Origin of the sequence: Chryseobacterium mulctrae (assembly GCF_006175945.1) — a bacterium.
GTDB classification, from domain to species: domain Bacteria; phylum Bacteroidota; class Bacteroidia; order Flavobacteriales; family Weeksellaceae; genus Chryseobacterium; species Chryseobacterium mulctrae.
Genome location: NZ_VAJL01000001.1, coordinates 1552531 through 1579392 on the forward strand (window position 1 = coordinate 1552531; position 26862 = coordinate 1579392).

26 protein-coding genes are annotated in these 26862 nt (G+C 34.3%); 21 read left to right on the forward strand and 5 right to left on the reverse strand.

Going from position 1 to position 26862, the window contains the following annotated elements; translation table 11 throughout:
* Nucleotides 1-114: 114 nt before the first annotated feature.
* From FDY99_RS06880 to FDY99_RS06890, 3 genes are all read left to right on the forward strand, one after another.
* The gene (locus FDY99_RS06880; protein WP_139420215.1) at nucleotides 115-573 is read left to right on the forward strand and encodes a DUF3408 domain-containing protein; all 459 of its coding nucleotides are present in this window, start codon (nucleotides 115-117) and stop codon (nucleotides 571-573) included.
* Between the two features lie 143 nt (nucleotides 574-716).
* Nucleotides 717-1391 (forward strand): nucleotidyl transferase AbiEii/AbiGii toxin family protein, encoded by a 675-nt coding sequence (locus FDY99_RS06885; protein WP_139420218.1) that lies wholly within the window; start codon nucleotides 717-719, stop codon nucleotides 1389-1391.
* A 39-nt stretch (nucleotides 1392-1430) separates the two neighbouring features.
* Entirely contained in the window at nucleotides 1431-1748 is a 318-nt protein-coding gene (locus tag FDY99_RS06890) for a DUF6922 domain-containing protein (protein WP_139420220.1), read from the forward strand.
* A gap of 509 nt (nucleotides 1749-2257) precedes the next feature.
* On the opposite strand, the gene FDY99_RS06895 is transcribed toward FDY99_RS06890, so the two are convergent.
* Nucleotides 2258-2518, reverse strand: coding sequence for a DUF3781 domain-containing protein (locus tag FDY99_RS06895; RefSeq protein WP_139420222.1), 261 nt, complete (start codon nucleotides 2516-2518; stop codon nucleotides 2258-2260).
* A 107-nt stretch (nucleotides 2519-2625) separates the two neighbouring features.
* Between FDY99_RS06895 and FDY99_RS06900 the strand changes: the two genes are divergently transcribed.
* The 3 genes from FDY99_RS06900 (at nucleotide 2626) to FDY99_RS06910 (ending at nucleotide 3726) form a co-directional block, all read left to right on the forward strand.
* Nucleotides 2626-3051 carry a hypothetical protein gene (locus FDY99_RS06900; RefSeq protein ID WP_139420224.1) on the forward strand — a complete coding sequence of 142 codons (426 nt, stop codon included), beginning with the start codon at nucleotides 2626-2628 and terminating at the stop codon, nucleotides 3049-3051.
* 100 nt (nucleotides 3052-3151) lie between these two features.
* Complete coding sequence (locus tag FDY99_RS06905) at nucleotides 3152-3448, forward strand: helix-turn-helix domain-containing protein (protein ID WP_139420226.1); 297 nt, start codon at nucleotides 3152-3154, stop codon at nucleotides 3446-3448.
* Complete coding sequence (locus FDY99_RS06910) at nucleotides 3445-3726, forward strand: helix-turn-helix domain-containing protein (protein ID WP_139420228.1); 282 nt, start codon at nucleotides 3445-3447, stop codon at nucleotides 3724-3726. The genes FDY99_RS06905 and FDY99_RS06910 overlap by 4 nt, the downstream gene beginning before the upstream one ends.
* A 91-nt stretch (nucleotides 3727-3817) precedes the next feature.
* On the opposite strand, the gene FDY99_RS06915 is transcribed toward FDY99_RS06910, so the two are convergent.
* Nucleotides 3818-4285 (reverse strand): immunoglobulin-like domain-containing protein, encoded by a 468-nt coding sequence (locus FDY99_RS06915; protein WP_139420230.1) that lies wholly within the window; start codon nucleotides 4283-4285, stop codon nucleotides 3818-3820.
* 95 nt (nucleotides 4286-4380) lie between these two features.
* Entirely contained in the window at nucleotides 4381-5631 is a 1251-nt protein-coding gene (locus FDY99_RS06920; protein ID WP_139420232.1) for a site-specific integrase, read from the reverse strand.
* Between the two features lie 322 nt (nucleotides 5632-5953).
* Here FDY99_RS06920 and FDY99_RS06925 point away from each other — a divergent pair, with 322 nt between their 5' ends.
* From FDY99_RS06925 to FDY99_RS06960, 8 genes are all read left to right on the forward strand, one after another.
* The gene (locus FDY99_RS06925; RefSeq protein WP_139420233.1) at nucleotides 5954-6250 is read left to right on the forward strand and encodes a hypothetical protein; all 297 of its coding nucleotides are present in this window, start codon (nucleotides 5954-5956) and stop codon (nucleotides 6248-6250) included.
* A 146-nt stretch (nucleotides 6251-6396) separates the two neighbouring features.
* The gene (locus FDY99_RS06930; RefSeq protein WP_139420235.1) at nucleotides 6397-7380 is read left to right on the forward strand and encodes an alpha/beta hydrolase; all 984 of its coding nucleotides are present in this window, start codon (nucleotides 6397-6399) and stop codon (nucleotides 7378-7380) included.
* A 221-nt stretch (nucleotides 7381-7601) separates the two neighbouring features.
* Nucleotides 7602-8579 (forward strand): pectinesterase family protein, encoded by a 978-nt coding sequence (locus FDY99_RS06935; RefSeq protein WP_139420237.1) that lies wholly within the window; start codon nucleotides 7602-7604, stop codon nucleotides 8577-8579.
* Nucleotides 8580-8834: 255 nt separating this feature from the next.
* The gene (locus FDY99_RS06940; protein WP_139420239.1) at nucleotides 8835-9572 is read left to right on the forward strand and encodes a rhamnogalacturonan acetylesterase; all 738 of its coding nucleotides are present in this window, start codon (nucleotides 8835-8837) and stop codon (nucleotides 9570-9572) included.
* A 214-nt stretch (nucleotides 9573-9786) separates the two neighbouring features.
* Nucleotides 9787-10128, forward strand: a complete 342-nt coding sequence (locus FDY99_RS06945) for a cupin domain-containing protein (RefSeq protein WP_139420241.1) — start codon at nucleotides 9787-9789, stop codon at nucleotides 10126-10128.
* Between the two features lie 83 nt (nucleotides 10129-10211).
* Nucleotides 10212-11111: an alpha/beta hydrolase gene (locus FDY99_RS06950; RefSeq protein ID WP_139420243.1), complete on the forward strand. Its 900-nt coding sequence runs from the start codon at nucleotides 10212-10214 to the stop codon at nucleotides 11109-11111.
* A 205-nt stretch (nucleotides 11112-11316) separates the two neighbouring features.
* On the forward strand, nucleotides 11317-12222 hold the full coding sequence (locus tag FDY99_RS06955; RefSeq protein ID WP_139420246.1) for an alpha/beta hydrolase: 906 nt from the start codon (nucleotides 11317-11319) through the stop codon (nucleotides 12220-12222).
* A 345-nt stretch (nucleotides 12223-12567) separates the two neighbouring features.
* Complete coding sequence (locus FDY99_RS06960) at nucleotides 12568-13686, forward strand: pectate lyase family protein (protein WP_139420249.1); 1119 nt, start codon at nucleotides 12568-12570, stop codon at nucleotides 13684-13686.
* Nucleotides 13687-13736: 50 nt separating this feature from the next.
* On the opposite strand, the gene pelA is transcribed toward FDY99_RS06960, so the two are convergent.
* A complete protein-coding gene (gene pelA, locus FDY99_RS06965; RefSeq protein ID WP_139420251.1) occupies nucleotides 13737-14771 on the reverse strand; it encodes a pectate lyase in 1035 nt (344 codons plus the stop codon).
* A 7-nt stretch (nucleotides 14772-14778) separates the two neighbouring features.
* A complete protein-coding gene (locus FDY99_RS06970) occupies nucleotides 14779-15963 on the reverse strand; it encodes a DUF4861 family protein (protein WP_228448754.1) in 1185 nt (394 codons plus the stop codon).
* 131 nt (nucleotides 15964-16094) lie between these two features.
* Here FDY99_RS06970 and FDY99_RS06975 point away from each other — a divergent pair, with 131 nt between their 5' ends.
* The 7 genes from FDY99_RS06975 to FDY99_RS07005 all read left to right on the forward strand — a co-directional run bounded on the left by FDY99_RS06975 (nucleotide 16095) and on the right by FDY99_RS07005 (nucleotide 26847).
* Nucleotides 16095-16433 carry a hypothetical protein gene (locus FDY99_RS06975; protein ID WP_139420252.1) on the forward strand — a complete coding sequence of 113 codons (339 nt, stop codon included), beginning with the start codon at nucleotides 16095-16097 and terminating at the stop codon, nucleotides 16431-16433.
* Between the two features lie 183 nt (nucleotides 16434-16616).
* Nucleotides 16617-17294: a response regulator transcription factor gene (locus FDY99_RS06980; protein WP_139420254.1), complete on the forward strand. Its 678-nt coding sequence runs from the start codon at nucleotides 16617-16619 to the stop codon at nucleotides 17292-17294.
* Complete coding sequence (locus FDY99_RS06985) at nucleotides 17291-18568, forward strand: sensor histidine kinase (protein ID WP_139420257.1); 1278 nt, start codon at nucleotides 17291-17293, stop codon at nucleotides 18566-18568. The genes FDY99_RS06980 and FDY99_RS06985 overlap by 4 nt, the downstream gene beginning before the upstream one ends.
* A gap of 285 nt (nucleotides 18569-18853) precedes the next feature.
* On the forward strand, nucleotides 18854-19663 hold the full coding sequence (locus FDY99_RS06990) for an HAEPLYID family protein (RefSeq protein WP_139420259.1): 810 nt from the start codon (nucleotides 18854-18856) through the stop codon (nucleotides 19661-19663).
* Nucleotides 19664-19813: 150 nt separating this feature from the next.
* On the forward strand, nucleotides 19814-20260 hold the full coding sequence (locus FDY99_RS06995; RefSeq protein WP_139420261.1) for a PepSY-like domain-containing protein: 447 nt from the start codon (nucleotides 19814-19816) through the stop codon (nucleotides 20258-20260).
* 1 nt (nucleotide 20261) lies between these two features.
* Nucleotides 20262-21017, forward strand: coding sequence for a DUF2490 domain-containing protein (locus FDY99_RS07000; protein ID WP_162304148.1), 756 nt, complete (start codon nucleotides 20262-20264; stop codon nucleotides 21015-21017).
* Nucleotides 21018-21147: 130 nt separating this feature from the next.
* A complete protein-coding gene (locus FDY99_RS07005; protein ID WP_139420265.1) occupies nucleotides 21148-26847 on the forward strand; it encodes a DUF3320 domain-containing protein in 5700 nt (1899 codons plus the stop codon).
* Nucleotides 26848-26862: the final 15 nt, after the last annotated feature.

A 26862-nucleotide genomic window follows, 5' to 3' on the forward strand; every position in this document is an offset into this window, starting at 1 on the left:
AATTAAGGGTATGCAAGTGCATAGGTAGATAGGTTGTTACATTGGTACAGAACATACAGCTGACTACTTAACCAACCAAACAGCTAATTGGATATAATATTAAAATTAAGAGATATGATACACGAAGAAAACAAAAATCAGCAACCCGAAAAAGAGAGTTTTTCTATTGAAAATTTCCTAACTGATGAAAAGAAAGAACCTGAACAAGAGCAGAACACTTTACCGCATAGTGATGAGCTTACTGCAATTGAAACAGGCGAAAAATCTGTAGAACCAGAAGATACAAAACCGATTGCAGGCGATACCAAAAGAACCGTTTCAAAACCAAAGAAGCTGACGAAAGAGGATTATTGCGTAACGTTCTTTAGAATCCCTAAAAGAAATGCAAGCAAAGGCAAATCGGTCTATGTACGGCAGGAACATCACGAAACATTTAACAGGCTTACCAACATTATGGGAATTGACAAGCTGACAATTTATGCTTATCTGGATAATATTATCGAATTCCACTTTCAGGAGTTCGGAGAGCTGATTAAGGAAATCTATAACGATAAGCACAAGCCGTTGTTCTGATAACGGTTTGTGTAGGCAAAGAGCCATATAATCTTTTGGATATTCATCCCTCATTGTGCCCATGAACGCCAAACAATGCCACTGACTACCACTTTGGGCAAAGGCTTCGTTTTCGGGATTAAATTCCCGAAAAACGAAAAATCATGCTACACAAAGAAACAGTCAGCAGTGAGATGTGGAAACTTCTCCATGCACTAATGAAAGATGAAATGCTGAAAGATTTTAACCTTGTAGGGGGAACTGCATTAAGTCTACAGATTGGTCACCGATTGAGTATTGATATTGACCTTTTTACAACCAAAGGCTTTGATGAACAGAAGCTATTAAAACATTTAGTCACTCAATATCCTCGGGTATTGATAAACGATATGTTTAATAATACAATCTTACTTGATATAGATAAGATTAAAGTTGATATTCTTTCGCATCAATATCCATGGCAAAAGCCAATTGAAACAAAAGATGGGATACGATTAGCATCCTTAGAGGACATAGGGGCAATGAAACTCCACGCCATATTCCAAAATGGTACACGGATTAAGGATTTTATAGATATGCATTTTCTATTAGAACACCATCCGCTTAGAACCTATTTAGAAGCATATCAAAATAAATATGGTGGTAATCCTGCAATGGCTACATACGCCTTATTGTATCACAAGAATATCGACCACGAAGCAAAAGTTAAGTTGTTAAAAGGTAAAGAGACCGATATGGAAAAAATTAATGAACGCTTAAACAAGGCGGTTCTTAATCCGTCTTTAAAATTTGGACAAATACCCGATCTGCCGAAAAAAGGTAGAGGCTTTAGGCGTTGAAAAATCAGTGAACAACTAAAAAAATCGTATCTTTACTATATGGAATTAAGAGAAAAAAATAACGACATTCCAAATCTTGACCGAGTGTTTTTTTGGGATTTCGACATCGAAGCAATGGACTTTAAGAAAGCCTACAAGACTATTATAGCCCGTATCATAGAACGTGGCGGTCAAAATGAAATTGATGAGCTTGTCCGTTTCTATGGTCATAGCAGGGTTATCAAAGCAATCCGTGACGAAATTTACTTCTTACCCAACTATGCAATTGATAGGGCATTGAGGTTCTTCCCAGAACTTAAAAAGGAAGAAATGTACTGCTATCTGAACCGTAAGGACAAGCCTTACCATTGGATATAAGTTACAACAACAATTTTTATTATCTTATAGATGGATAGGCTGAGAAATCAGCCTATCTTTTTTTGTCATCCAACGGCTTTAGCTTAACAGTTCCAACCCCAATAGCGGAGTTCTTTTTGCTTCTTTTTCTTGCTCTGCAACTTGTCAAGAAAAAGAAATCGGGCTATCCCTAACCTATAGATACAAGGGGTATCCTGCATCTGCTAATTATAGTACTGAAACTCCCTATCAAAAAATATTTTCCAAAACAAAAAAAAAGAAAAAAAAGAAAGCCATTTTAACAAGGCGGACAGGCGAAAAAACCAAAAGGAAACGGAATAAGTCCCGAAGGGTGGCAGGGCAACACAACAAACTCGGCGAAGCCACCATATTTGCCCTGCCATTATGCCGTAAGCTTTTGGTTGGGTGGTGCGGTGGCTGTCTGCCTTATCTTTACTGCCTTTTTATTCTTTTTTTGGAAGTTGATTTATACTTTGCTTAACTTATATTAATTGTGGTTAAAGCAGTTGTTATTTTGTAATTCTGTCAACAGTGATAACCCTGTGTGTGTATGTGTTGATTGTAATCCTAATATTTTTGTAAGTGTTTGTTATATAATAATTTTTACCGATTTTCTGAATGAATTTTTCTGCCGTTTCGCTTATGGCATTAAAAATCAATTTTTCAATTTCAGATTTTGAATAGTCTACTCGTAGCTTTTTATTTATTCTGCCATATACAAGTTCGGTGTAACAGATATTATTTAATATTTCGGTTTTATTGACTTTCATTGCCTATTCTTTAATACAAAACTACAAAATATCTTAACCGTAGATGAATTTATATCAAAGCATTTGGCAATTGAACGCCAAAGACTGCCACTAAAAGCCAAAGGCAAATGAAGCATTCTTTTATGGTTTACATTGGGGGAAATTTTGAACCTATGGCACAAAAAATAACAACCGACAAAGAGCGTAAAGAAAAAGAAGAATCTGAGAAAAAAAAGAATATACCTTTTATTCAGGTCGATAAGGGCAGCGACCCCATTTCCAATTTCATAGCCAACTTTAAACGCCAATTCACAGACACAAAGGGTTTAGGTCTGGGCAGGCTGTTCGGGGGCAAGCGTGCTGAACAAAAAAAACAGACTGCCGAACCTGAAAGCATCATAGGCGCTACCAAAACGGTTATGCGTTCGGGTTATAAAAATGCTGAAAACAATCAGAACGTACAGACCAATAAAAAGCCTGCTTTAAAAATGGACAATTCAAACAAAATACAACAGGCTCGCCCAAAAAACCAAAAACCAAAGTTGGGATTATAACCGAGTATTTGGCAACTAAACGCCAAATGCTACTTCTGACTACAACATTGGAGCAACCTTTATAAGTTGCTTTTACTTTTGAGGATTAAATGATGCGGATATGGAAATAACAGTTTTGGACATTCAGATTTTAAAAGCATTGCACAGAGAAGTAAAGGAAGTTTCTTTATTGATTAAGAAAATCACTACGCCTTACAAGGCATTGCAACAGGCAACGAAATGGCTCGACCAACAGGAAGCCTGCCAACTGCTCAATATCAGCAAAAGAACGTTGCAGACGTATAGGGCAAAAGGCATTCTTGGAGCAACGCAGATCAATCGGAAAACGTATTTCAGATTATCAGAAGTGGAGTTACTTATGCAGGGAGAGCGACCATTAAAAAAGCAAAAGAAATGAAACAGATTGGAGATTCAAACGAAGATATGCTTGCCCTGCTCGAAGCTGTGGTAGGCATCAAAAATGAACTGTTGTATATCAGAGAATATTTCCACCCATTACTAAAAGGGGAAATCTATCTGTCAGGCGAACAGGTTTGCGAGATGTTACACATCAGCAAACGGACATTGCAACAATACAGGGATGACGGACTGATACCTTTTATCAAGCTCGAACGGAAAATCTTGTTTCGTGAAAGCGATATTGTCAAGGTATTGGAAGATAACTATCAGCGTTAGCTGATTAAATGAATGCTTTGAAACTTAACCATATCGGTCAATTAAAAAAACAGCCCACTGCTTAAATGCGGTGGGCTGTGTTGTTTATATTCTACTTAATCTCAAACTCTCCGTAAACATTATTATTTTCCCTTGTCTTTTGATAGTCGGAGTTCAGATAATATTTGACAATTCTGTATTTGCCTACTTTATAACTGATTTGGTCTTTATATAATTTCTTTTCAAAACTCTCTGTATCGGTTGGTTTTAGTCGCCAACCAAGGTCGTTAAACGCAATACCCTTTGGCGAAATGTCTTTCCATTCGTTTTTCTCGTAATTTTCAATCTGATAATGCAACCCTGTAGTGATAGTATCATTTGTATTGTTTATTATTGTAACCTTTATAGTATCTGGGATTTCTGAAAGTTTAAAAACATTTGGCTCTATAGATAATGATACAGACTTATCCTCAACATCATTTACTTTTTCTTTTTTGGATGATTGTTCTTCTTCCTTTTTATTTTGGTTACAACTCAATAAAAGTGTTGCTGAAATTATAAGTAGGATAAGTTTTTTCATTATTCTATTTTTTGTCATTGTTTCTACCAATTGCTAAAATACAAAAAAAGCCAACGTATAATAACATTGACTTTCTTTGATTACTTTTATAGACTTCATAGTTGAGAAACAAAAGACTGTTCCATTCCTTTAAATTTATGCGATACCTTTTGCATATCCTTTCCGACTTTCTCGTTGAGTATTTTGGCGTAAATCTGCGTAGTGGCAATGTTTTTATGCCCCAACATTTTACTCAAACTCTCCAATGGAACACCCTCACTTAAAAATAGTGTGGCAAAGGTATGGCGTGCCAAATGAAAGGTTACTTTCTTCTCTTTAAGACACTCAATTTGTTTGGATATTCTTTTCAAGCTGTCATTGCAGACCGTATTTGAGGGGACAGGAAAAACCTTTCCGTCCTTTGACAGTCCTGCATATTTTTCGATAATCATTTTTGGAATATCCAACAGCATTACATTGGATGATGTTGCCGTTTTCTTTCTGCGTACGATTATCCACTGATTGCCATCAAAAAAGTCTTGAATATTACTGTTTCTAAGCCCTTTCATATCTGAATAGGAAAGCCCTGTAAAGCAACTGAAAACAAATAAATCCTTAACCAATTCGTCTTTCTTTTTATCACAGTTGAACGTTACGAGCTGTTCCAATTCATTACGCAATAGATAACCACGGTCTTTATCCTTTTTGGTATTCTTGTACTCGCTGAACGGATTAAAAGCAAGATGCTTTCTGCTCATTGCCAATCGGCAAAGTGTAGTAAACCCAATCATATACAGCCAAATGGTGTTGTGTGTTAGGCTTTGGTCGTCACGAAGGTAGTAATCAAAGTCCTGCACAAAATCAGGAGTAAGGTCGTTAAAAGACACATCGGAATAACCGTATTTTGCAAAGGCAAAATTTCGAAGATGTTTCAAAAGTATTTTGTATTTACTGCGTGTGCCATTTACCCGAAGTCCACTATTAACCTTTTTCTCATAGTCGGATAGGAACTGGTCATAAAATTTGAAAAAGGTCAGTTCTCCGCTTTCCATACCAAGAACGGCATTTTTAAGTTTAGCACTGTTTACAGCCCCCTCGTTCTTCAGGATTTTGGAATAGCATTCCTCAATACCCGAACGAATTTTGTCAAGTTTGCTGTTCGTGGCTTGGGCTTCTCGGCTTTTACCTAAAACCCTGCCGTACTTCAAATCCCAATTTGTTGCGGAAATATCCAGCTTTGTACTGAATGCAGACTGTTTGCCGTTTACGGTAATCCTGCACATAACAGTAACTTTTCCGTTTTTCTTTGGGGCGTTCTTTTTAAGGTAAAACAATACCTTAAACGTTGATTTTTTTGTCGTTTCCATACTCACAATTCTTAATGATAAAATTAAACCTATGTGAGCTACGGAACAATATGAAAAACTATGCAGAAAGCTGAAATACAGTATTTTAAAACGATTGTTTTTAATGTTTAAAAGTAACGTTTTAGTAACCTTACTTTTGCCAAACCTCGCTTTTTACTGCTTTTTACCTCATTACCAAAAAATCATAAAACGGCTGTAAAGTCTTTATTTACAACCGTTTTACCTGTTATTAATCTTTGATGTATTTTTACTGAAACTTTATTTTAAAAACATCAATGCGGTAAATTCTGACGAAGCAATTACCATCAATGGTTTGGCTGAAATGAATATTAAAAACATTGTGATTGAAGATTCTCAGTTTGATACTAAAAAAGCATTAACGATTGTAGATGCAGACGGAATTACATTGAAAAACGTAAAACTTACCTACAGCGAAGGAGCCGGAGCCGTTGTTTACAACAGTAAAAATGTAGATTTATCTACTCTTCAGTTACAATCTTCTCAAAAACCAACAATTAAGGTTTTAGGAAGTAAAACATCAGCGGTAAAACTTCCAAAAGAGGTAAAAGGTGAGCAATTAAGCATTTCGAAAGAAGTTGCTAAAAACGCAGTAAAGTAAGTTTCGAGGTTCGAGATTCGTGCTGCGAGCTTTGCAATTCGGAATTTTAGTTTCGAGATTCGAGAATTTAAACACAGAAAAAATCTTTGATTTTTAATCTTATGTGTTCTTAAATATCTTCAAAGTGTTAAGCTTAAAAGTTACTAATGTGTCAAAAAACTTTTGTGACTTTTGTGGTTAAAAGTAAACCTACTTTGGTTACACAAAACACCAAATTAATTTTAAAAATGAGTTTTCACAAACTATATTTTCTTTTTGTTTTTTTTGTAGGAGCAAAAGCATTCGGTCAGACAAAGCCGAATGCTACTCCTTACACGAATGAAGCAACATATGAAAAGCTTAAAAAGAAGTATCCGTTTATTACACCTTTAAACAGACCAGTTCCGTCAAACATTTTAATTGATAAGGATGTAGAATATGCAAACGTCAATGGATTATCTTTAAAAGCAGATATTTATTATCCGAAAGACCAGTCTAAAAAATATCCAGGAATTGCTTTGGTTCATGGTGGCGGTTGGATTTCCGGTTCTAAGGAAAACGAAAAATATATGGCTCAGGAATTGGCATCAAAAGGTTACGTTGCCATTGCAGTGGGTTATCGTTTAAGTGAAGTGGCAAAATATCCTGCAGCAATTGACGATGTTGAAAATGCGATTAAATTTTTAAAGAAAAACAAAAAAAAGTATTCTTTAAATACAAAAAAAATGGCAGTTTTAGGAGAATCTGCAGGAGCGCAAATCGCAACTTTGGTAGGTGTAAAAACTAAAAATAAAATCCAGGCAATCGTTAATGTAGACGGAATTGTTTCGTTTATTCATCCCGAAGCCGAAGAAAGTACTTACGCAGCTTATTGGTTAGACGGTGACAGAAATGTGAATTTAAAAAACTGGACTGAAGCTTCACCTCTAGAATTTGTTGGTAAAAACACACCTCCTACTCTATTCATCAATTCTTCGCAACCGCGTTTTCATGCAGGAAGAGACGACATGATGAAGATTTTAAAAAGTCATAATATCTTTACTGAATACCACGAAATAAAAGACACTCCGCATTCCTTTTGGTCTGCAGAACCTTGGTTCACAGAAACATCGAATCTGACGGTAGATTTTTTAGATAACACGTTGAAATAGGTTTAGGTTTAGGTTTAGGTTTAGGCAAAATTAAAACGCAAAGATTTATTATTTATTGAAAATATTTTAGAAGCAAAGAATAATCAATAAATTGATTTTAAGCGAACGTATATTTTTAAGCTTTATTAGCGACTTGTCGTAATCTTTGCTCCTTAAAATTTAAATTTTTCAAATTAAACCTTTGCGTTTAAAAAACATAGAATCAATCATAAAAATTATTTATGAAAAAACTATTTTTAATTCTCTTCATTTCAATAACCAATTTTTTATTGGCAGGAAATGAACCTTACATAACAATCACCGTCGCACAAGACGGAAGCGGGGAATTCACCTCCATTCAAAAAGCCATCACTTCAATAAGAGATTTAGGTCCGGGTGAAGCTTTAGTAAAAATAAAAGCGGGAACGTATCACGAAAAAATCGTCATTCCTTCTTCAAAACATAAGATCACTTTACAAGGCGAAAACAAAGAAAACACCATCATTACCAACGATGATTACTCCGGAAAAACCGATGCTTTGAATGAGAAAATGACCACTTTCAATTCGTACACGCTTTTAATTATGTCAGATGATATTAAAATTTCTGATATAACCATTCAAAACAGTTCTTGCAATCAGGGACAAGCTGTTGCTCTTCATGTGGAAGGTGACCGTTTCAGCATTAAAAATTCTAAAATTTTAGGCTGTCAGGATACTGTTTATACAGGCGGAAATCACAGCAGACAATTTTATGAAAACTGTTACATTGAAGGAACAACCGATTTTTTATTTGGTTCGGCAACTGTAGTGTTCAAAAATTGTACGATTAAAAGTTTAGCCAATTCTTACATCACTGCGGCATCAACAGACCAAAGTAAAGAATTTGGATATGTATTTTTCGACTGTAAATTAATTGCGAAAGAAGGCATCAATAAAGTATTCTTGGGAAGACCTTGGAGACCGTATGCAAAAACAGTTTTCATCAATACAGAAATGGGAAATCACATCGTTCCCGAAGGCTGGAATCCTTGGAAAGGTGACAAAATGTTTCCAGACAAAGATAAAACCGCTTATTACGCAGAATTTGGAAGCAAAGGCGAGGGCGGAAAAACTGAAAATCGTATAGCGTGGTCTCATCAACTGACAAAAAAAGAAGCTAAAAAATATACCATTAAAAATATTTTTGGAGACTGGAAGCCGAATATGAGTAATAAATAATTGGTAATGAGTAATTGTTACCGCAATAAAATGACATAGGAAAATGGAGCGTTAAGAAAATTAATTTTGTGAACGTTAAAAAAATTCTATTGTTTGAAGCGCGACGAAAGTTTTAAATCAAAGAACTAATACCAAATTCGCGCGAGTTTAGAATTTTTAGAGAACAGAATTAATTTTTAGCGGAAGTTTCCAAGTCTTGAACTTTTGGTTCTTTTGTTTTAAGACAAAAGAACATTAATAAAATCAATTTTAAAAATGAAAAAAATACTTTTAATTCTAAGCGTTGTAATTTCAACAATAGTTTTAGCTCAGAAAAAACCAACCCTATTTCTGATTGGTGATTCTACAATGGCAAACAAAGACAATCCTGACAAAAACCCCGAACATGGATGGGGACAGGTCTTAGGACAGTTTATGACCTCCGGAATTGAAATTCAGAATCATGCAATGAACGGAAGAAGTTCAAAAAGTTTCAGAACAGAAGGAAGATGGGATAAAGTTGAAAAACAATTGAAAAAAGGTGATTTTGTAATTATTCAATTTGGGCATAACGACCAGAAATTAAAAGATTCTACAAAGTTTACCAATCCTTATACTCAGTACAGAGCCAATTTAGAAAGGTATGTTAATGAAACAAGAGCAAAAGGCGCGACACCGATTTTGATGACATCAATCACAAGAAGAAATTTTAATGAAAATGGAGTTTTAATTGATACCCACAAAGAATATCCTTTAATGGTAAGAATGGTTGCCAATGATATGAAAGTTCCTTTTGTCGATATGCAATTACTTACCGAACAAATGGAAATTTCAGCCGGTCCTGAAAAATCAAAACTGTTGCATTTACATTTCAAGGCGGGCGAAAATGCATATTATGATAAAGATAAAGCAGACGACACCCATCTATCAAAATTAGGTGCAGAAACCGTAGCAAAACTAGCTGTAAAATCTTTGAAAGATTTAAAAACAGGTTTAGAAAAGTATATTAAATAGTTTTTCCACAGATTCCACAGATTTGCACAGATGACTAAGGATTAAAATCTGTGTAATCAGCTTAATCTGCGAGAGAAAAAGTAAACAGTCAGTTTGTCATTCTGACGAAGGAAGAATCTCAACAAATAGATATGATTCTAAATAATTACAGGAGATTCTTCACTACACTTCGTTTCATTCAGAATGACAAAGACGCAAAAAAAATCAAATAAAAATGAATTTCAAAAAAGAACCATTTTTCGACGGTAATTCCGAATGGGAAGATTTAGGAGGCGGAGTTTCCAGACAATTTGTAGGATACAATTCCCAAGTAATGATGGTTGTTGTAAAATTTGAAAAAGATGCAATTGGAGCTTTACATCAGCATTTTCATTCTCAAATTACGTATGTAGCTTCTGGAAAATTTGAAGTAACCGTTGATGGTGAAACCAAAATCTTACAACAAGGTGACGGATTTTTTGCCCAACCCAATATTTTTCATGGTGTAAAATGTTTGGAAGCCGGACAATTGATTGATTCTTTCACTCCATTCAGAGAGGATTTTCTGAAAGATTAAATTATCAATAATCAAACCTCACAGGTTTTAAAAAATCTGTGAGTTTTTTTTCCAAATACACTTTAAAGTAAAAAATTAAAGTCATGAAAAAAAGATTTTTTCTCCTCATTATTTTTCTTTTCACACAAATTCCTGCGCAGGAAAAAATATTATTCTGGCCAAAAGGAGAAATGCCCAATTCAAAAATTTTAGTATCTAAAACCAAGAAAAGAAAAGTTTTAGCAGAACTGAAAGAGCCTGAACTTTTTGCTTTTTTACCTCCAATAAAAGAGAGAAATCAAAAGTCGGTCATCATTATTCCCGGTGGTGGTTATTCAAAACTCACTTATGACGAAGGTGCTTTTCAAATCGCAAAATGGATGAATACTTTGGGAATCTCCGCTTTTGTTCTCAACTACAGATTACCAACTTCTACAGATTTGATTCAAAGAGAAATTGCTCCACTTCAGGACGCTCAAGCTGCTATCAAATATATTAGAAAAAATGCAGTTCAATGGGGAATTTCACCCAACCAAGTCGGTGTTGTCGGAACTTCTGCAGGTGGACATTTGGCGACTTCGGTAAGTAACATCAGTACGGATTACACCGGATTAAAAGGCGATTTAGCAGACATTTCTACTATTCCTGACTTTGTCGTTTTGTTTTGTCCGGTCATTGATTTAGGAGAATTTGCGCACAAAGGAAGCCGAAACAGTTTGCTTGGCGAAAATGCTTCAGAGGAAAAAATCACAGAATATTCCCTGCAAAACAGAGTAACAGAAAAAACACCGCCAACAATTTTGTTTCATAATCAGGATGATACCGCAGTTCCGCCAATGAATAGCATTTTATATTACAAAGCCATGACAAAACATAAAGTGAAAGGTTCTTTATTTATTTTTCCTAAAGGTGGTCATCGTTTTTTTGTTACTGATAAAAATGCGCTGAGTGAGAATTGGAAAAAATTGTGCACAGATTGGCTTGCCGGCATTGGTAATAAGTAATGGGTGATAAAAAGATTTGGAAGGGATTGATTTGGGCAGCTGTTCCGCCTTCCACTCCCGCTTTTTTGTTCGTCACATCCCAAGCTAAGTCCAATGGCTCCTCACAAAAAGAGCTCCGTTCAAGTCGGGCTGCAGATTTGTCTTCAAAACAAAATTTGTCATCAATTAAAAGAGTATCAATCATTCAGATTTAAAAAAATCACCAATGAAAAAATTCATCCTTGTATTCAGCATTTTTCTTGGAATTCAAATTTCATCGCAACAAAAAATTACGGTTTGGCCGAAAGGCGAAATGCCCAATTCTAAAGGTTTAAAATTAAATATCATTGAAGAAAAAGAAGGCAGAATTACCCAAATCCAGGAAGCTGAGCTGTTTGCTTTTTTGCCTGCGAAAGAGGAAAGAAAATCAATGGCAATCATCATAATTCCTGGAGGTGGTTACAGACATTTAACGTATGATTTGGGAGGTTATTCTTATGCAAAATGGCTCAACACGTTAGGAATTTCTGCTTTTGTTTTGAATTACCGTTTGCCAACTTCTCCAGATTTAAAACAAAGAGAACTTGGTCCGTTACAGGATATTCAGGCTGCAATAAAATTAATTAGAAAATACGCTGCTCAATACGGAATTTCACCCGACCAGATTGGAGTTTTAGGAACTTCTGCAGGCGGCCATCTCGCTGCAATGGTAAGCAATATTTCTACCGATTACACCGAATTGAAAGGTGATTGGTCAACTATTTCTACAGTTCCCAATTTTGCGATTCTAGTTTCTCCGGTGATTGATTTGGGAGAATTTGCTCACAAAGGAAGTCGCGTCAATCTTTTAGGTGAAAATGCTTCGCAGGAAAAAATTGCAGAATATTCCATGCAAAACAGAGTAACAGAAAAAACACCGCCAACGATTTTATTTCATGCGCAAAACGACAATGCTGTCCCAGTAATCAACAGTATTTTGTATTACGAGGCGATGATTAAAAATAAAGTGAAAGGCGCAATTTTCATATTCCCTCAAGGCGAACATAATATCGGAATTTCAAATAAAACTGAACTGACGGATAATTGGAAAAAACTTTGTGCAGACTGGCTTGGTGAGATAAGTAATAAGTGATAGATAATGAATAATCTAAATGGTTAATCGTATAGTTCAAACAAGTTCGCAAAGCAGATATTTTTAAAAATCAAAAATTTTACGCGTCTTAAATAAAAGCTTCTTTCATTTCCGAAATCAGACTTAAAAAAAGTTATCCTGTTTCAAAACTCAAATTTATAATTAAAAAAACAATCGAGAATAGTTTTCATCACACCTCTAATATTAAATTATAATCAATGCGCAATCGGTTGAATTAAATTAATATTTAACAAATAACTTTTATGAATATTTTTTAATTAATAAATTTGGTTTTTAAATAAATATTTATAATTTTACACCACTAAATAAACAAAACTTTTAACTATGAAAATCAATTTCAAGGCAACTATGTCTATAGTTGCTCTCAGTACAGCTTTTGCATTAATCGGATGTGGACATGATGACATCAAAAGTGAGTTCTCTGAAAATCCCAACGAAAACAGTATTGAAAATGCATTTGCAGCAAAAACCGTCGTTCCTCTTGCGAACTGCGTGGCTCCGGGATGGGCTTCTCAAAACGGTGGAACTACAGGAGGCGGAACTGCTGCTGAAACTACTGTAACGACTTATGCTCAATTAAAATCAGCGATTGAAAACACTGCCGTTAAGGTCATCAAAGTTACAGGAACCATCACCATCACAACCCGATTATCTCTTCAGGATCAAACCGGAAAAACAATCTACGGAACAAGCGGCGCAAAGCTTGTATCAACCAATCAGACTAAAGATGGTTCTGGAATTATCAATATTAAAAGATGTAACAATATTATCGTTAGAAACCTGATCTTTGAAGGTCCGGGAGCTTATGATACAGATGGTTGGGACAATGCGATTCTGGATGATTGCCGAAATGTATGGATCGATCACTGTGAATTCAGAGATGGTGTAGATGGTAATTTCGATATCAAAAATAAATCAGATTATATTACGGTTTCTTATACAAAATTCCATTATTTAAAAACTCCAAAAGCAGGTGGTTCTGGTGGAACTGATGATCACAGATTTTCTAATTTAATTGGCTCTAGTGATGGCGCAACAGCCGATGCAGGAAAACTAAATGTAACATTTGTACGTTGTTGGTGGGCTCCGGGATGCAGAGAGCGTATGCCAAGAGTGAGATTTGGTAAAATTCATATCTTAAACAGTTATTTTAATAGCTCTGTAAGCAACAAATGTATTGCAGCCGGAGTCCAAGCAAATATTCGTGTAGATGGAAATGTATTTGAAAATGTAAAAGAACCCATCAATTTAATGAGCGGATATACTGCGGTAACCGTTACTTCAAACAATACATTTACGAATGTTACGGGTAATAAAACAGGTAGTGGAACTGCATTTACACCACCATATTCTATTCCTACTTTGTCGCTTTCCTCAGTAAAATCTGATGTTACCGCTAATGCAGGAGCTACTTTATCAGGAAATATCTGTGAGAGCTACTAAGTTCTAAATAGCAACTTTTATTAATGAAAAAATCCTGATGTATTTGTACATCAGGATTTTGTTTTATTCAGAAATTTATTCTTTTTCAGCCACTTCGGAAAATCGTTTTCAATCAGTTTCGTTCCGGCTTCGTTGTACCAACTGTAGCCCATTCTGCGTTCTTTGGAAACATCTTCGTAATTGAACTTCACACTTCCGTCACGATCACCAAAAACAGGTTTATTGGTCGGAATATCATAAAATCTAGCCCAAACTGCCGAACCTTCTTTTTTAGATAAAACACGCACAGCATTTCCGCTTTCTCTGGAGACATTGTAAGTATAACCATCGATCTTGCTGTCTTTAAACCATTGTATTGCCGATCTAATTGATCTTTCAATCTCCGGAGTTACGGGCTGCATCATTAGAAACTTTACAATATTTACCGATTCTCCACTTGCCAATGACATCGGTTCAAAAGCTCTTGCTTTTTCGGGTTTTAGAGAAACTTCATTGTATTGATCTGCCCAAATTGATAGCTTTCCGTTTTGCGGTATCTGAGTTTTTAAAATACAGACAATACCTTTTTGCAAAGCTAATTTAGATTTTTCTTTCAGTTGAGAATTTACTGCATCAAAACCTTCTTTTCCTTCTGAAATATTATATAAAACCGTCAAAACATTAATCATTGCATTATCGTTGTAGGTCACTTGTTTTCTATAGATTGAAGAGTTTGGAAAATACTGTGGAAAGCCTCCATTCTGATACTGCATCGAAAGCAAATATTGAATTCCTTTTTCGGCAGATTTCAGATAATCAGGATTTTTTGTTGTGCTGTACGCTTTTATTAATCCGTTGATTTCCTTCGATGTGGCATTGTTGTCGATCGTGGCAAGATCATTATTGCCTGATTTAATTATTTTTAAAAGTTGAGCATCTATTTTTTGAGTATAGTCTACATTTTTTTTATCACTCCTATGTTTTCCCCAACCTCCATTTGGAAGCTGATAAACCATCATTTTTTCCGCCAAAGTATCTTTTACCTGCGCCGAAATTCCTGAAAATGCCAAACAAAAAACGGCAACTGAAAGTTTTGATTTAATCATTTTAAACTTATTTAACGGTAATTATTAATGGATTTGCAACTATTTTAGACTGCTTCTGCAAAATGTTTTCCCAATCTTCCTGAGTTTGAATCTGTCCGCTTTTCTGCCATGCAAAACCTGCATAATACGTTAGTTTATCTTGAGGTTTTGTTATTACCAAAAGATTACTCTGATCTGGAATTTCAGATTTAAAAGCTACAGACTTTTCTACAATTTTAGGATTTACTACAATTCCTTCACCAACAAAAGCATCATCTATTTTTTCCCAGTGAAGATAATATCCGTTTTTGTCATTCAATTTAGATTCACCTTCATTTTTATGCAATGTAATTCCAATTGTGTAATTTGGAACTTGTTTTTGTGTTTCAAAAGTAGATTCAAACTTAGAAAAATTAGAACCCAAATCAAGAGAAATTCTTTTGGTTTCTTTCACATCAAACTCGCTCCACGGTGCATAAGTCAATTCGAAAACTGTTCTCAAAGGACCTTCTGCAATGGTTTTAGAGCTTGTAAAGTTTTTGGAAACCTGCAGTTTTTCATCTTTCCAGATTCCGATTCCTCCTGTTCCACGGCTGTCTCCGACATGATAAGGATCGTAACCTTCGCCTCTCGTATCTTTGTGATAATACATAGGATCTGTAAGGTAACCTTTGTACCATTCGTTAATGACTGATTTTTCGGTTCTTTTAAGCCAAATATCTACTCCACTCGAAAGTGTACTTCCTTTTACTCCCGCCAAAGCTTCAGCCTGACCTTTCGGACCGTAAACTCTGAACGCGATCTTATCGTTTTCCCAAGTGTAATCATCAACTCTTTCAGGAACCAATCTTGAATAAGTGGTTAATTTACTTTCAGGAACTGCTGTTTTAGAATCAGCAACTATCGTGTAGGAATTTGTCTTTTTTGCATCTACTTTTGCCTGAAAAAGAACCTCATCGTTTTTGCCGTCTCCATCATTATCAATCCATTGAATCGTAAGATAATTATTTTGAGCATCTTTAATTCTTAGATCTTCTGCTTTATTTTTTCCTAAAAATGTTTTCAGCTGACCAGTTGAAAGAGAAACAATTTCATTTCGAGCAAAATCCTGAGTATTTTTAACCTGAACTGAAGTTTGCGCATTCACAAAATTCGCAGCAATGCAACCGATTGCGCAACTTAACCCAATCATTCCTTTTTTATACATAAACATAAAATGTTATTTTATCAAAAGTAAATATAAATCACTAAATTCAAATCATTATTCACCTTAAAACTTTCTTAAAAGATGAAAATTGATTTTTAATCTTTCTAATTTTTGTAAATTAGATTTTCTTCAAAAACATGGAAAACAAACTTGAATTTACCGAAAAACAAAGATTTACTCAATGGTGGCTTTGGTTATTGCTTTCCGCAGTAATGATCTATACCATTTATAATTTTATTGAAGACCGACAGTATTTTTCTCCACTTGAATTAGCAATATCAATTCTTATCCCAATTCTTGTCATCATTTTATTTCTTGTTATTAGGCTGGAAACCAAAATTGATGAACAGGGAATTTCTGTACGATTTTTTCCGTTTCAAATTACATTCAGATATTATCCCTGGAGGAATATTAAAAAAGCTTATGTCAGAAAATATTCGCCATTAACAGAATATGGAGGTTGGGGAATGCGTTAAGGTCTTTTCGGAAAAGGAAAAGCTTATAATGTAAAAGGAAATAAAGGGCTACAAATTATTTTAAATGATGAGAAGAAAGTTTTGATTGGAACGCAGAAACAAAATGAACTGAAGCAATATTTAGAAAACTCAAAAAAAGTATAATTCCCAACTCTTTCCAGAATCATTCTCTACCTTTGTTGTATGAAAATCCTTGTTGTAGAAGACGAAAAAGAACTTTTAAAATCAATTCATGATTCTTTGATTCAGGAACAGTTTCTTATTGAAACCGCAGAAAATTATCATTCGGCAAGTGAAAAAATTGCTTTGTACACTTATGATTGTATTCTGCTAGATATTATGCTTCCGGGAGGAAATGGTCTGCAACTTCTTCAACAGCTTAAAGACATGGGAAAATCGGAAAATGTCATCATTATTTCTGCAAAAGATTCTCTCGACGATAAACTGACAGGATTGGAACTCGGAGCCGATGATTATTTAACCAAACCTTTTCATAATGCCGAGCTCAACGCCAGAATAAAAGCAGTTCTTCGAAGAAAAAATCAGGAAGGTAAAAATAGTATTGAGATAGCCAATATTGAACTGGATCTTACCGAAAGAACTTTTATTGTTGATGGAGAAAATATTACCCTTAACCGAAAAGAATTTGATATTCTTCATTTTTTTCTGCTTAATAAAAAACGTTTGGTAACCAAAACAGCTTTGGCAGAACATGTTTGGGGAGATCACATCGATCAGGCAGATAATTTTGATTTTATTTATTATCAGATTAAAAATTTAAGAAAAAAACTACAGCAATCGAATGCCGAAATTGAGATTGAGTCAGTCTACGGAATCGGTTACAAATTAATAGAAAAATGAAACTTCTCAATAAATCTATTCTTCATCTGATGACCTATCTTTTGCTGATCGTAAGTTTATGGTCAGTGATTTTTTATTTCAATATGCTTGATGAAATCAAAGGAAGTGTAGATGAAGAACTAGAAAACTATAAAAGACAAATTGTTTTTAAAGCAGAAAAAGATTCCACGATTTTACAGCAAAAAACTTTTGATGAAGGTTTTTTTTCCGTTAATAAAATAAGCGAAGAAGAAGCTCTCAGTTTTAAAGACACTTATGAAGACACTGAAATCTACGCACAAGATGCCGATGATGAAGCTCCGGAACTAGAACCTGTAAGAATTTTGACAACCGTTTTTGAACAAAATGGAAACTTTTATCAACTTAAAATCTTCAATAATATGGTTGAAGAAGATGATCTTGTAAAAGAATTGCTTTGGGATGCTGCAGGATTATACGTTCTTTTGATTTTCAGTATTTTGATGATTAATAACATTGTATTACAAAGACTTTGGAAACCTTTTTATGAACTTCTTGATGAGCTTAAAAATTACCGTTTAGGAATCAGTAAAAGCTTCCCAAATACTGAAACAAAAACCAAAGAATTCAGTGATTTGCAGGATGCCGTTACTACTTTATTGCAATACAGCGAAAAAAGTTACGAACAGCAAAAAGAATTTATTGGAAATGCTTCTCACGAACTTCAGACTCCTTTAGCGATTGCCATCAGTAAACTTGAATTGTTGATTGAAAAAGAAAATTTCACAGAAAATCAGGCAGAAAAGATTGCTGAGATCATGGAAATTATTGAAAGATTGGTTCGTCTCAATAAATCGCTTCTTTTGCTTACAAAAATTGAAAACAAACAGTTTTTTGACAATCAGGAAATTAAAGTCAATGATATTGTTGAAAAAAATATAGAAGATCTTAGTGATATTGCTGAATTTAAAGAAGTCGAAATCATTTTTTCTGAAAACAGCGAGCTCTTGGTAAAAGCTGATGCTGCATTAATCAATATTATCGTTTCTAATTTATTGCGAAATGCTATTTTCCACAATATAAAATCCGGAAAAGTGGAGGTGAAAATTGATGCAAAAAAATTAAGTGTTCTCAATACCGGAACAGATCATTCTTTAAGCCATGAAAAGATATTTACACGTTTTCAGAAATCTGAGCAACATCAGTCTGGAAGCGGATTGGGATTGGCGATTGTAAAAGCGATTGCGGAATTGTATGATTTTTCAGTTTCTTATGATTTTAAAAATGGAATGCATGAATTTTCAGTGAATTTTTAATGCGTTATTTTTTTTAACGCAAAGATTTTCTTGTCTGTCTTAAAATTTAAGGAGCAAAGAATAATCAATAAAATTGATTTTAAGCGTACCTTATTTTCAAGCTTCATAAGCGACTTGTCGCAACCTTTGCTCCTTAGATTTCACTTTTTATATAAATCTTTGCGTTTAAATAATCTGCATTATTTTTTAGGTTTAATAAAAACTACTTTTTACTTTTAAACAAATTCCCATTTCTTTCCAGATTTCTTCCCAAAATTTTCCCGATTCGTACCGTTGATTTGCTGTATGAAAACAACAAAACTAATCTTAGCGGTAGGAATTTTAAACATTTTAGGATGCTTTTCAGCATTCGCACAAACACAATCTAAACCAGTAAAAGTATCTCACGCTGAACCTATTTTTCAGGATTTGGTGAGAGATCTTGGCGCAAGAAAAGGAGAAAAAGAATTTAATTTGGGAGCTGATTTTTCAAGTGGGAAAAATTACAGAGAAAACGGATATTTGGCCGAATATGAATTTGCACCGATGAATCGGTTAGGTTTAGAAGTAGAAACTGATTTCTCTTTTTTCAGTCCGAAAAATAATGCAACCAAAGAACAGATTCCCGGAAACCGATTAGACGGACTCAGACTTTCTGCGCAATATACTTTTTTTGTTTCGGAAAAATCTCAGACTTCTTTGGCTTTAGGGTATACTCAGGTGATAGAATTTACAGATTTCAAAAATTATGGAAAAGGAAAATTCATTACAGGTTTGGTGTACAGTCCGTTTTTTATAGCGGCTAAAAAATGGGGTTCACATATTCACACTTTGGTTTACACTTATCCGATGATTCAACATCAATTGGGAGAAAATAACACTCCGGTCGATTGGCAGATCAATAGTTCGATGATGTATTCTTTACCCAATTCAGGTCATTTTATCGGGATGGAAGTCAATAAAGAAATCAGTCACGGAAAAATGTTGGTGACGCTTCGTCCGCAAGTAAAGATTAAGCTTGATTCTCATTTTGCAGTAGGAATTGTTACTGGAATTCCCGTTTCTCATCAAGATGAAAGTATCTCTTCATTTTTCAGATTGGTGTATGAACTTTGATTTTTTGTTTCGTTTTCAAAAGGTCACAGGTTTTCAAATCATAATTCTAAAAAATTTATAAAATCAATCATAAAATTAATCAACAGAAACTGTTGTTCCCAAATGTTTCCAGAATCATGTCGGAAATTAGCACTATTAAAAATTTACATTATGAAAAATTTAATTTTAACAATCAGCATTTTAGGTTTAAGTATTACCAATATTTCAGCACAAGATATTCGTCAGAGCGAAGTTCCTTCGGTGATTTTAAATCATTTTCAAAAATCTTTTCCAAAAGCAGCCGATATCGACTGGGAAATTAAAGGAAATTATTACGAAGTAGAATTTGAAACCGGATTTTTAGGCGATGACCATAAAATTTTATATTCTAGAGACGGAAAACTGGTAAGACATGAAGAAGAAATCTCAAAAAGTAATCTTCCAAAAACCGTTTTAGCTTCGATTAAAAGGTCATTTAATGGTTACAAAACTGATGATATTAAAAAAATAACAGAAAGCGGAAAAGTAATTTACAACGTAGAATTGAAAAATTATTCTCAGGAATGGAAAGTTGTTTTTGATGCACAGGGAAGAATTTTACAAAAAAAAGAAGATTAAAATGAGGAGATTTTTGGTCATTTCCATTGTATGTTTTTTTGCTGTAAATATTTCTGCACAAATCAGTCCGCCGGGTTTGGGACATGCTAAAACGGCGAGCTGGTTCGCTGCAGGAATAAAGCAAAAGTTGGGTGAAAATTGGGAATCTATGAGTTATTTCGGAATGGGACGAACGGGTGAAACATCACTCAATCCTATAGAAAAACCTTCAATTTTAGTTCTCAATCAGGAATTTTATAAGCAACTCAAGAACAACTGGAAATATTCTTTTGCGGTAAGTTTCAGAAATCAAAAAGAGAAAAACTCAGCCGATAATAATATTGTTGATCAACAGGAAATTAGATTATATGGTCGATTATCGCACGTTTTTAAAAGTTCAAAACTTAAAGTAACTCCTACTTTCAGACAGGAGTTCAGAAAATTTTTCGCTCCAAAAAGTTTGGAAGATGCCGAATCTTTTGCTTTAAGAAGTCGATTGCGTCTGCAATTTAGTATTGATCTGAATGAAGATTCTTCAAAAAAATTAATTTTAAGTTCCGAACAATTATTTTCAACAGAAAAAAATGCACTTTCAAAAGAATGGAGTGATTTGAAATATCATGAAAGCCGTTTTTTGGCATATTATTCAGTAACTCCAAAACATTCTGCAGTAACTTTTGATATTGGTTATATGAATAATCTGGTAGGAGGAAATCATCCGTATGATGTGAGCTACTTGGCTTTTGATGTAGTTTTTAATGGAAAAAGAAAGAATTAAATGATTGCATTGGCATTCGACTAATTCGTAATTTTCATCCTCACTGAGCCAAACTGTTTTGTGATTATCTGTTTTATTTCTAAATTGCATTATCTCCCGAAAAAGAGAGTGACAATCACAAAAAACATTTATGGAGCAGATTATTCCGTTTGAATTACAGATACAGCACAATCCTTATTTCAATTATACTTTTTGTTTAAACCAATATCCTTTTCTGCAGAGCATTGCTTTCAGAGAAGTGAGTGAAGATTTTGAAAATCTAAACCTTCAGATAACCTCATCTTTGGGTATATTTGAAAAATATGATGTCTATATTGATAAAATAAGGCAGAATTCACTATATAAAATTTCTCTTTTCAACTTTGTTTTTAATAATGCTTTGTTGAAAAGACTTACGGAAAAAGATTTAGACCAAATCAAAATTCAGGTCTTTAAAGACGGAGAATCTATTTATGAAAAAAGTTTCAGCATAGAAGTTCTCCCGATGGATTATTTTGGAGGATTGCAATCGTATCCGCAACTTTTGGCTTCGTATGTTCTTTCAAACAATACTTCTTTATACAAAATTAAAGCTGACGCGATTGATATTTTAGCAAGAAATAAACTTACGCCTTCGTTTGAAGGCTATCAGCAAAAAAGTAAGGAAAGAGTTTTGCAGATGGTTTCGGCAATTTACAAATCTATCCAAAATCTGGAACTGATTTACAGCGCAATGCCGCCAAGTTTTGAAAAAAACGGACAAAGAATCAGGCTTGTTGATACGGTTTTAGAAACAAAATTTGGAAACTGCATTGATATTTCTCTACTTTTTGCAGCGTGTCTAGAAGCAATCGATTTAAATCCGTTGATTGTTGTAACGGAAGGTCATGCTTTCGTGGGAGTCTGGCTCGATGACCAGCGATTTGATGGAATGATTAATTTTGACCAATCTGCGATTTCTAAAAGAATTGCGACTGGAATTAAAGAAATTGCTTTAATTGAATCTACCAATCTGTGCAAAGGAAGCAACATTTCATTCAAAGATGCGATGAATTCTGCAGAAACTCAATTGATGGATTCTTCAAAATTTCTGCTTTCATTAGACATCAAAAATGCAAGGTCAGCGGGAATTTCTCCTCTCCCACTTTTGAAAAATGAAAATAATTCGGCAGAAGATTTAAAACCTGTTCAAAACTCTGCAAAATTTGATCAGGATTTTGATTTGGGAACACAATATGACGATCTCGAGCTGACCGATTTTTCAAATCTCACCAAACAGAAAATCTGGGAAAGAAAACTGCTCGATCTTTCGCTTAGAAATAATCTTCTGAATTTGCGGTTTACCAAAAGTATGCTTCAGTTAGTTGATTCTAAAATTAATGTGCTTGAAGACAGTTTAGCCGACGGAAAATCATTTACGATTCTGCCCGACAATAATCAGACTATTCTCAGAAAATACAATTTGTATGGCGAACCTTTACATCAGTCGCAACCGCTTTTCAAACTGGCGGAAGATGAGTTTAAATACAACCGACTATTAACGTATTATCATCAGGATGACCTCGATAATATTCTTACCAATCTTTACAGAAGTGCAAAATTAGCTGAAGAAGAAAATGGAAAAAGCACATTATATTTAGGAATCGGATTATTAAAATGGTTTGAACCGAAAAATAAAGAAGTTCCAAGATTGGCTCCGATTTTATTGATTCCGGTTGAACTGTCGAGAAAATCTGTGAATTCTAAATTTACGCTTCGAAGTCGTGAAGAAGAAACGATGATCAACATTACGTTGCTTGAATATCTAAAACAGGAATTCAAACTCAACATCAACAGTCTTGAAAATCTTCCGATGGACGAATCGGGCGTTGATGTTCCGAAAGTTTTGGCAATCATCAGAAATGCGGTACTTAATCTTGAAGGTTGGGATGTGTTGGAACAATTGGTTTTGGGGATTTTTTCCTTTAATAAATTGATTCTTTGGCAGGATATTTCAAAATATTCTGAAGAAATTCAGAAAAGCTCGATTGTAAAAAGCTTGATTGACGGTAAACTTACGGGAACTTTGGAAAGCGTAGAAAATGATGCTCAAAGTTTAGAAAATATTTCAGCTTCAGAATTGGTTTTGCCAATTTCCACCGACAATTCTCAGTTGAATGCCGTGAAAAATGCTAATCTCAATAAAAGTTTTATTCTTCACGGACCTCCAGGAACGGGAAAGTCACAGACAATTACCAACATTATTGCCGATGCTTTGGCGAATGATAAAAAAGTACTTTTTGTTGCAGCGAAAAAAGCGGCTTTGGATGTGGTTCATCATCGATTGGAAAATATTGGTTTGGGCGCATTTTGTCTCGAATTGCATTCCAATAAATCTAAAAAATCAGATGTTTTAAAACAGTTTGAAAGAACACTTGAAGTTCCGAAATATAAAATCAATGCCGATTATCACGAAGAGGCAAAACGTCTCGACGAACGCAGAAAAGAGCTTGGGAAATATGTAAATGAATTGCACAAAAAATTCCCGATTGGATGGAGTTTATTTGATACCATTGCCTTTTTGGAAACCAATCATGTACAACCTGATGAACGTTTTCATATCAATTTCCCTTTGGAAAGTGCCGATGTTTTCAATTGGAATCAGTGGAAAGACTGGTTGATTCCGTTTGCTTCGATTGTGCAGAAAATCGGACAGCCTTCGCTTCATGCTTTGAGACCAATCAAAACTTCAAACCATCAATTTGAAAATAAAAATCTGATTCTTTCGGCAATTTCTCAATTTAATGAAAAGAAAAATGCGGCTGAACAAGTAAAAAGCCAGTTCAAATTGGATGAAGTTTCCAATTCTGACAGCATAGAAATTCTTGAATATTTAAAAGAAAATCCGGTAAAAGCTGGTTTGGTCGACCTTGTTTTCAATGAAGGTCAGTTGAATTTATTTAAAAACTGGATGACTCAGCAAACGCAGTTTCAACAAACTGAAAATCAAATCACCTCAAGTTTTAATTCTTCTATTTTAAATGTAGATTTCGCTTCATTAAAATTGTTGTGGAATCAGGCAAAACACACCTGGTTTATTCCGAAATGGTTTAAACAAAGAAAAGTAAAGCAACAACTGAACGGCTATGCAAAATCAGGAATAGAATCTGATGTGCAGATTGACGGACTTTTTGAAAAGCTTGAAAGTTATCAGCAACTTAAAAATCAATTAAACAACCTTCATTACAATGCACTTTCTTCGGTTACGAATCTTTATTTTAATGGAAATTCATTTGATATTTCAGCAATTGAAAAAGATTTAAAAACCCTTGAAAATGCAAAAGATTTAGCGCAAAAAATTTCAATTCCAAATTTCCCGGAATGGTTAAAAGATATTTCATCAAGAAAGAATAACAGTCAGCCTATTTCTGAAGTTCTGGAAACTTTAAAAGATTTCCACAATGCAGAAACTCAACTTTTGGAATATGTGGATGAAATTCCAAACGATACAGAACTGCAAACTGTTGTACAGAATATTCATCAGTTGGAAGACTGGATTAATTTTAATGTTTTAAAAGAAAAAGCACAAGATTTAAACCTAAACTGGTTCATTAATTTCTTAGAAAAAGGTTGGCTCGATACAGAATCTATTGAGCTTGAATTTGAAAAAATCATTCATCTGAATTTATTCATTAAAATCATTTACGGTTCGGGAACATTGAATGGTTTTGATGCGAATATTTACGAATCTCAGATTCAGCAATATAAAAATCTTCACAAAGAATTTACAGAACTGACCAAAAATCAGTTAACGATGAAACTCAGCGATAGAATTCCGAATTTTTCTCAGGAAGCCGTTCAAAGCTCAGAAATAGGGATTCTGCAAAAAGCAATTCGAAACAAAGGACGTGGTTTATCTATCAGAAAATTATTTGACCAGATTCCGACCTTAATTCCGAGGCTGAAACCTTGCATGTTGATGAGTCCGATTTCGGTAGCGCAATATTTTGACGTAAATGAAGAGCATTTTGACATTGTGATTTTTGATGAAGCTTCGCAATTACCAACTTCTGAAGCGGTAAGTGCTTTGGCGAGAGCAAAACAGGCGATTATTGTTGGAGATCCGAAACAGATGCCACCGACAAGCTTTTTTGCTTCCCAAAAAGTGGATGAAGAAAATTTTGAACTCGAAGATCTTGAAAGTATTTTGGATGATTGTTTGGCGCTTTCAATTCCGTCAAATTATTTATTGAGGCATTACCGAAGCAAGCATGAAAGTTTGATTTCTTTCTCAAACGCTCATTTTTATGATAATAAACTGCTTACTTTCCCGTCTCCGGATGACTTAAACAGAAAAGTGACATTTGAATTTATCGATGGATTTTACGATAAAGGAAAAACGAGAACCAATAAAAATGAAGCTGAAGCAATCATTGAATACATCAGAATTCATCTCGAAAATAAAAATAAAAAATCAATTGGTGTGGTTACTTTCAGCCAGACTCAACAAAGTCTGATTGAAGATTTACTGCAGAAATTATTTCAGGAAAATCCCCATTTGGAAGAATTTGCTATCAATTCTGAAGAACCAATTTTCATTAAAAATCTTGAAAATGTACAAGGTGACGAAAGAGATATTATTCTGTTTTCAATTGGTTACGGTCCTGATGAAGACGGAAAAGTTTCGATGAATTTTGGTCCGCTCAACCGAGATGGAGGTTGGAGACGACTAAATGTTGCCGTAACAAGAGCGCGTTACGAAATGAAAGTTTTTTCTTCGTTAAAAGGCGACCAAATCGATATGAACAGAACAAGTTCAGAAGGTGTTTTAGGGTTAAAAAACTTCCTGAATTTTTCTGAGAAAGGTTTGGTTTATCACAATTCAAATCAAACGGTAAATCAGCAAAAACTGATGGTGAATTCGATTGCGAAACATTTGGAGGAAAGCGGTCTGAAAATAAAAACCAATATCGGAACTTCAGAATATAAAATTGATATCGGCGTAATTAATCCTGAAAATGAAAGCGAATATCTGATGGCAATTTTACTGGATAGTGAAAATTATTTTAACATCAATACAACCAATGACCGAGAATTGCTTGTTCCGAATGTTTTGAAAGGTTTAGGTTGGAATGTTTTCAGAATCTGGACTCTGGACTGGATTAAAAATAAAGAAAAAATTGTTGAAAAAATTCAGGCTGAAATTGAAAAAATTAAAACTCAAGTAAAAGAAAAAAAGGAAGAAATCATTGAACTGAAAACTTCTGAGAAAGTATATCTGAGTGAAGTTTCGGAAACTGAAAAACCTTCGAAAATGATTCCTTATGCTGCAGCAGAATTGAGCCCAGAAATTAATGCAAATTCAGAATCTATTTATCTTTTTGAAAATAAATCCGTTCTTTTAAATCAGATTAAAACGATTATTGATACCGAATCACCGATTAGTCAGAATGCTTTATTCAGGAAGATTCTTAAGCTTTGGAATACTTCAAGAGCAGGTGGAAAAATGAATAATTATCTTTTGGAAACTTTGAATTCTATCCCGAATGTACAAACCACAGAAAGTTATCAGAAATTTTACTGGAGCGAAAATCTACAACCTCAAAATCTTGATTTCTACCGAGACAATTCAATAGAAAAAAGACTGATTGACGAGATTGCACCTGAAGAAATTTCGGTTGCTATTATGGAATTGATGCATTCAAGTTTGAGTTTAAATAAGGACGAATTGATTCGTGCGATTTGTAAAACTTTTGGTTTTGCAAAAGTGGGTTCTCAGATTGATTCTGTAGTAAATTTTTCTGTGGAGGAATTGGTTGGGAAAGGTTTGCTGAAGGAAGTTGATGGGAGGATTGTTCTTGGGATGAATTGAATTTCTCTTTAATAT

Coding starts and splice junctions, on each gene's coding strand:
- FDY99_RS06975 (WP_139420252.1), top strand. CDS start 16,095: ATGGAAAACAAACTTGAATTTACCGAAAAACAAAGATTTACTCAATGG.
- pelA (WP_139420251.1), bottom strand. CDS start 14,771: ATGATTAAATCAAAACTTTCAGTTGCCGTTTTTTGTTTGGCATTTTCA.
- FDY99_RS06985 (WP_139420257.1), top strand. CDS start 17,291: ATGAAACTTCTCAATAAATCTATTCTTCATCTGATGACCTATCTTTTG.
- FDY99_RS06885 (WP_139420218.1), top strand. CDS start 717: ATGCTACACAAAGAAACAGTCAGCAGTGAGATGTGGAAACTTCTCCAT.
- FDY99_RS06895 (WP_139420222.1), bottom strand. CDS start 2,518: ATGAAAGTCAATAAAACCGAAATATTAAATAATATCTGTTACACCGAA.
- FDY99_RS06890 (WP_139420220.1), top strand. CDS start 1,431: ATGGAATTAAGAGAAAAAAATAACGACATTCCAAATCTTGACCGAGTG.
- FDY99_RS06905 (WP_139420226.1), top strand. CDS start 3,152: ATGGAAATAACAGTTTTGGACATTCAGATTTTAAAAGCATTGCACAGA.
- FDY99_RS06930 (WP_139420235.1), top strand. CDS start 6,397: ATGTGTCAAAAAACTTTTGTGACTTTTGTGGTTAAAAGTAAACCTACT.
- FDY99_RS06955 (WP_139420246.1), top strand. CDS start 11,317: ATGAAAAAATTCATCCTTGTATTCAGCATTTTTCTTGGAATTCAAATT.
- FDY99_RS06990 (WP_139420259.1), top strand. CDS start 18,854: ATGAAAACAACAAAACTAATCTTAGCGGTAGGAATTTTAAACATTTTA.
- FDY99_RS06925 (WP_139420233.1), top strand. CDS start 5,954: ATGAATATTAAAAACATTGTGATTGAAGATTCTCAGTTTGATACTAAA.
- FDY99_RS06995 (WP_139420261.1), top strand. CDS start 19,814: ATGAAAAATTTAATTTTAACAATCAGCATTTTAGGTTTAAGTATTACC.
- FDY99_RS06935 (WP_139420237.1), top strand. CDS start 7,602: ATGAAAAAACTATTTTTAATTCTCTTCATTTCAATAACCAATTTTTTA.
- FDY99_RS06915 (WP_139420230.1), bottom strand. CDS start 4,285: ATGAAAAAACTTATCCTACTTATAATTTCAGCAACACTTTTATTGAGT.
- FDY99_RS06960 (WP_139420249.1), top strand. CDS start 12,568: ATGAAAATCAATTTCAAGGCAACTATGTCTATAGTTGCTCTCAGTACA.
- FDY99_RS06880 (WP_139420215.1), top strand. CDS start 115: ATGATACACGAAGAAAACAAAAATCAGCAACCCGAAAAAGAGAGTTTT.
- FDY99_RS06950 (WP_139420243.1), top strand. CDS start 10,212: ATGAAAAAAAGATTTTTTCTCCTCATTATTTTTCTTTTCACACAAATT.
- FDY99_RS06945 (WP_139420241.1), top strand. CDS start 9,787: ATGAATTTCAAAAAAGAACCATTTTTCGACGGTAATTCCGAATGGGAA.
- FDY99_RS06920 (WP_139420232.1), bottom strand. CDS start 5,631: ATGGAAACGACAAAAAAATCAACGTTTAAGGTATTGTTTTACCTTAAA.
- FDY99_RS06940 (WP_139420239.1), top strand. CDS start 8,835: ATGAAAAAAATACTTTTAATTCTAAGCGTTGTAATTTCAACAATAGTT.
- FDY99_RS06980 (WP_139420254.1), top strand. CDS start 16,617: ATGAAAATCCTTGTTGTAGAAGACGAAAAAGAACTTTTAAAATCAATT.
- FDY99_RS06900 (WP_139420224.1), top strand. CDS start 2,626: ATGAAGCATTCTTTTATGGTTTACATTGGGGGAAATTTTGAACCTATG.
- FDY99_RS06970 (WP_228448754.1), bottom strand. CDS start 15,963: ATGTTTATGTATAAAAAAGGAATGATTGGGTTAAGTTGCGCAATCGGT.
- FDY99_RS06910 (WP_139420228.1), top strand. CDS start 3,445: ATGAAACAGATTGGAGATTCAAACGAAGATATGCTTGCCCTGCTCGAA.
- FDY99_RS07005 (WP_139420265.1), top strand. CDS start 21,148: ATGGAGCAGATTATTCCGTTTGAATTACAGATACAGCACAATCCTTAT.
- FDY99_RS07000 (WP_162304148.1), top strand. CDS start 20,262: ATGAGGAGATTTTTGGTCATTTCCATTGTATGTTTTTTTGCTGTAAAT.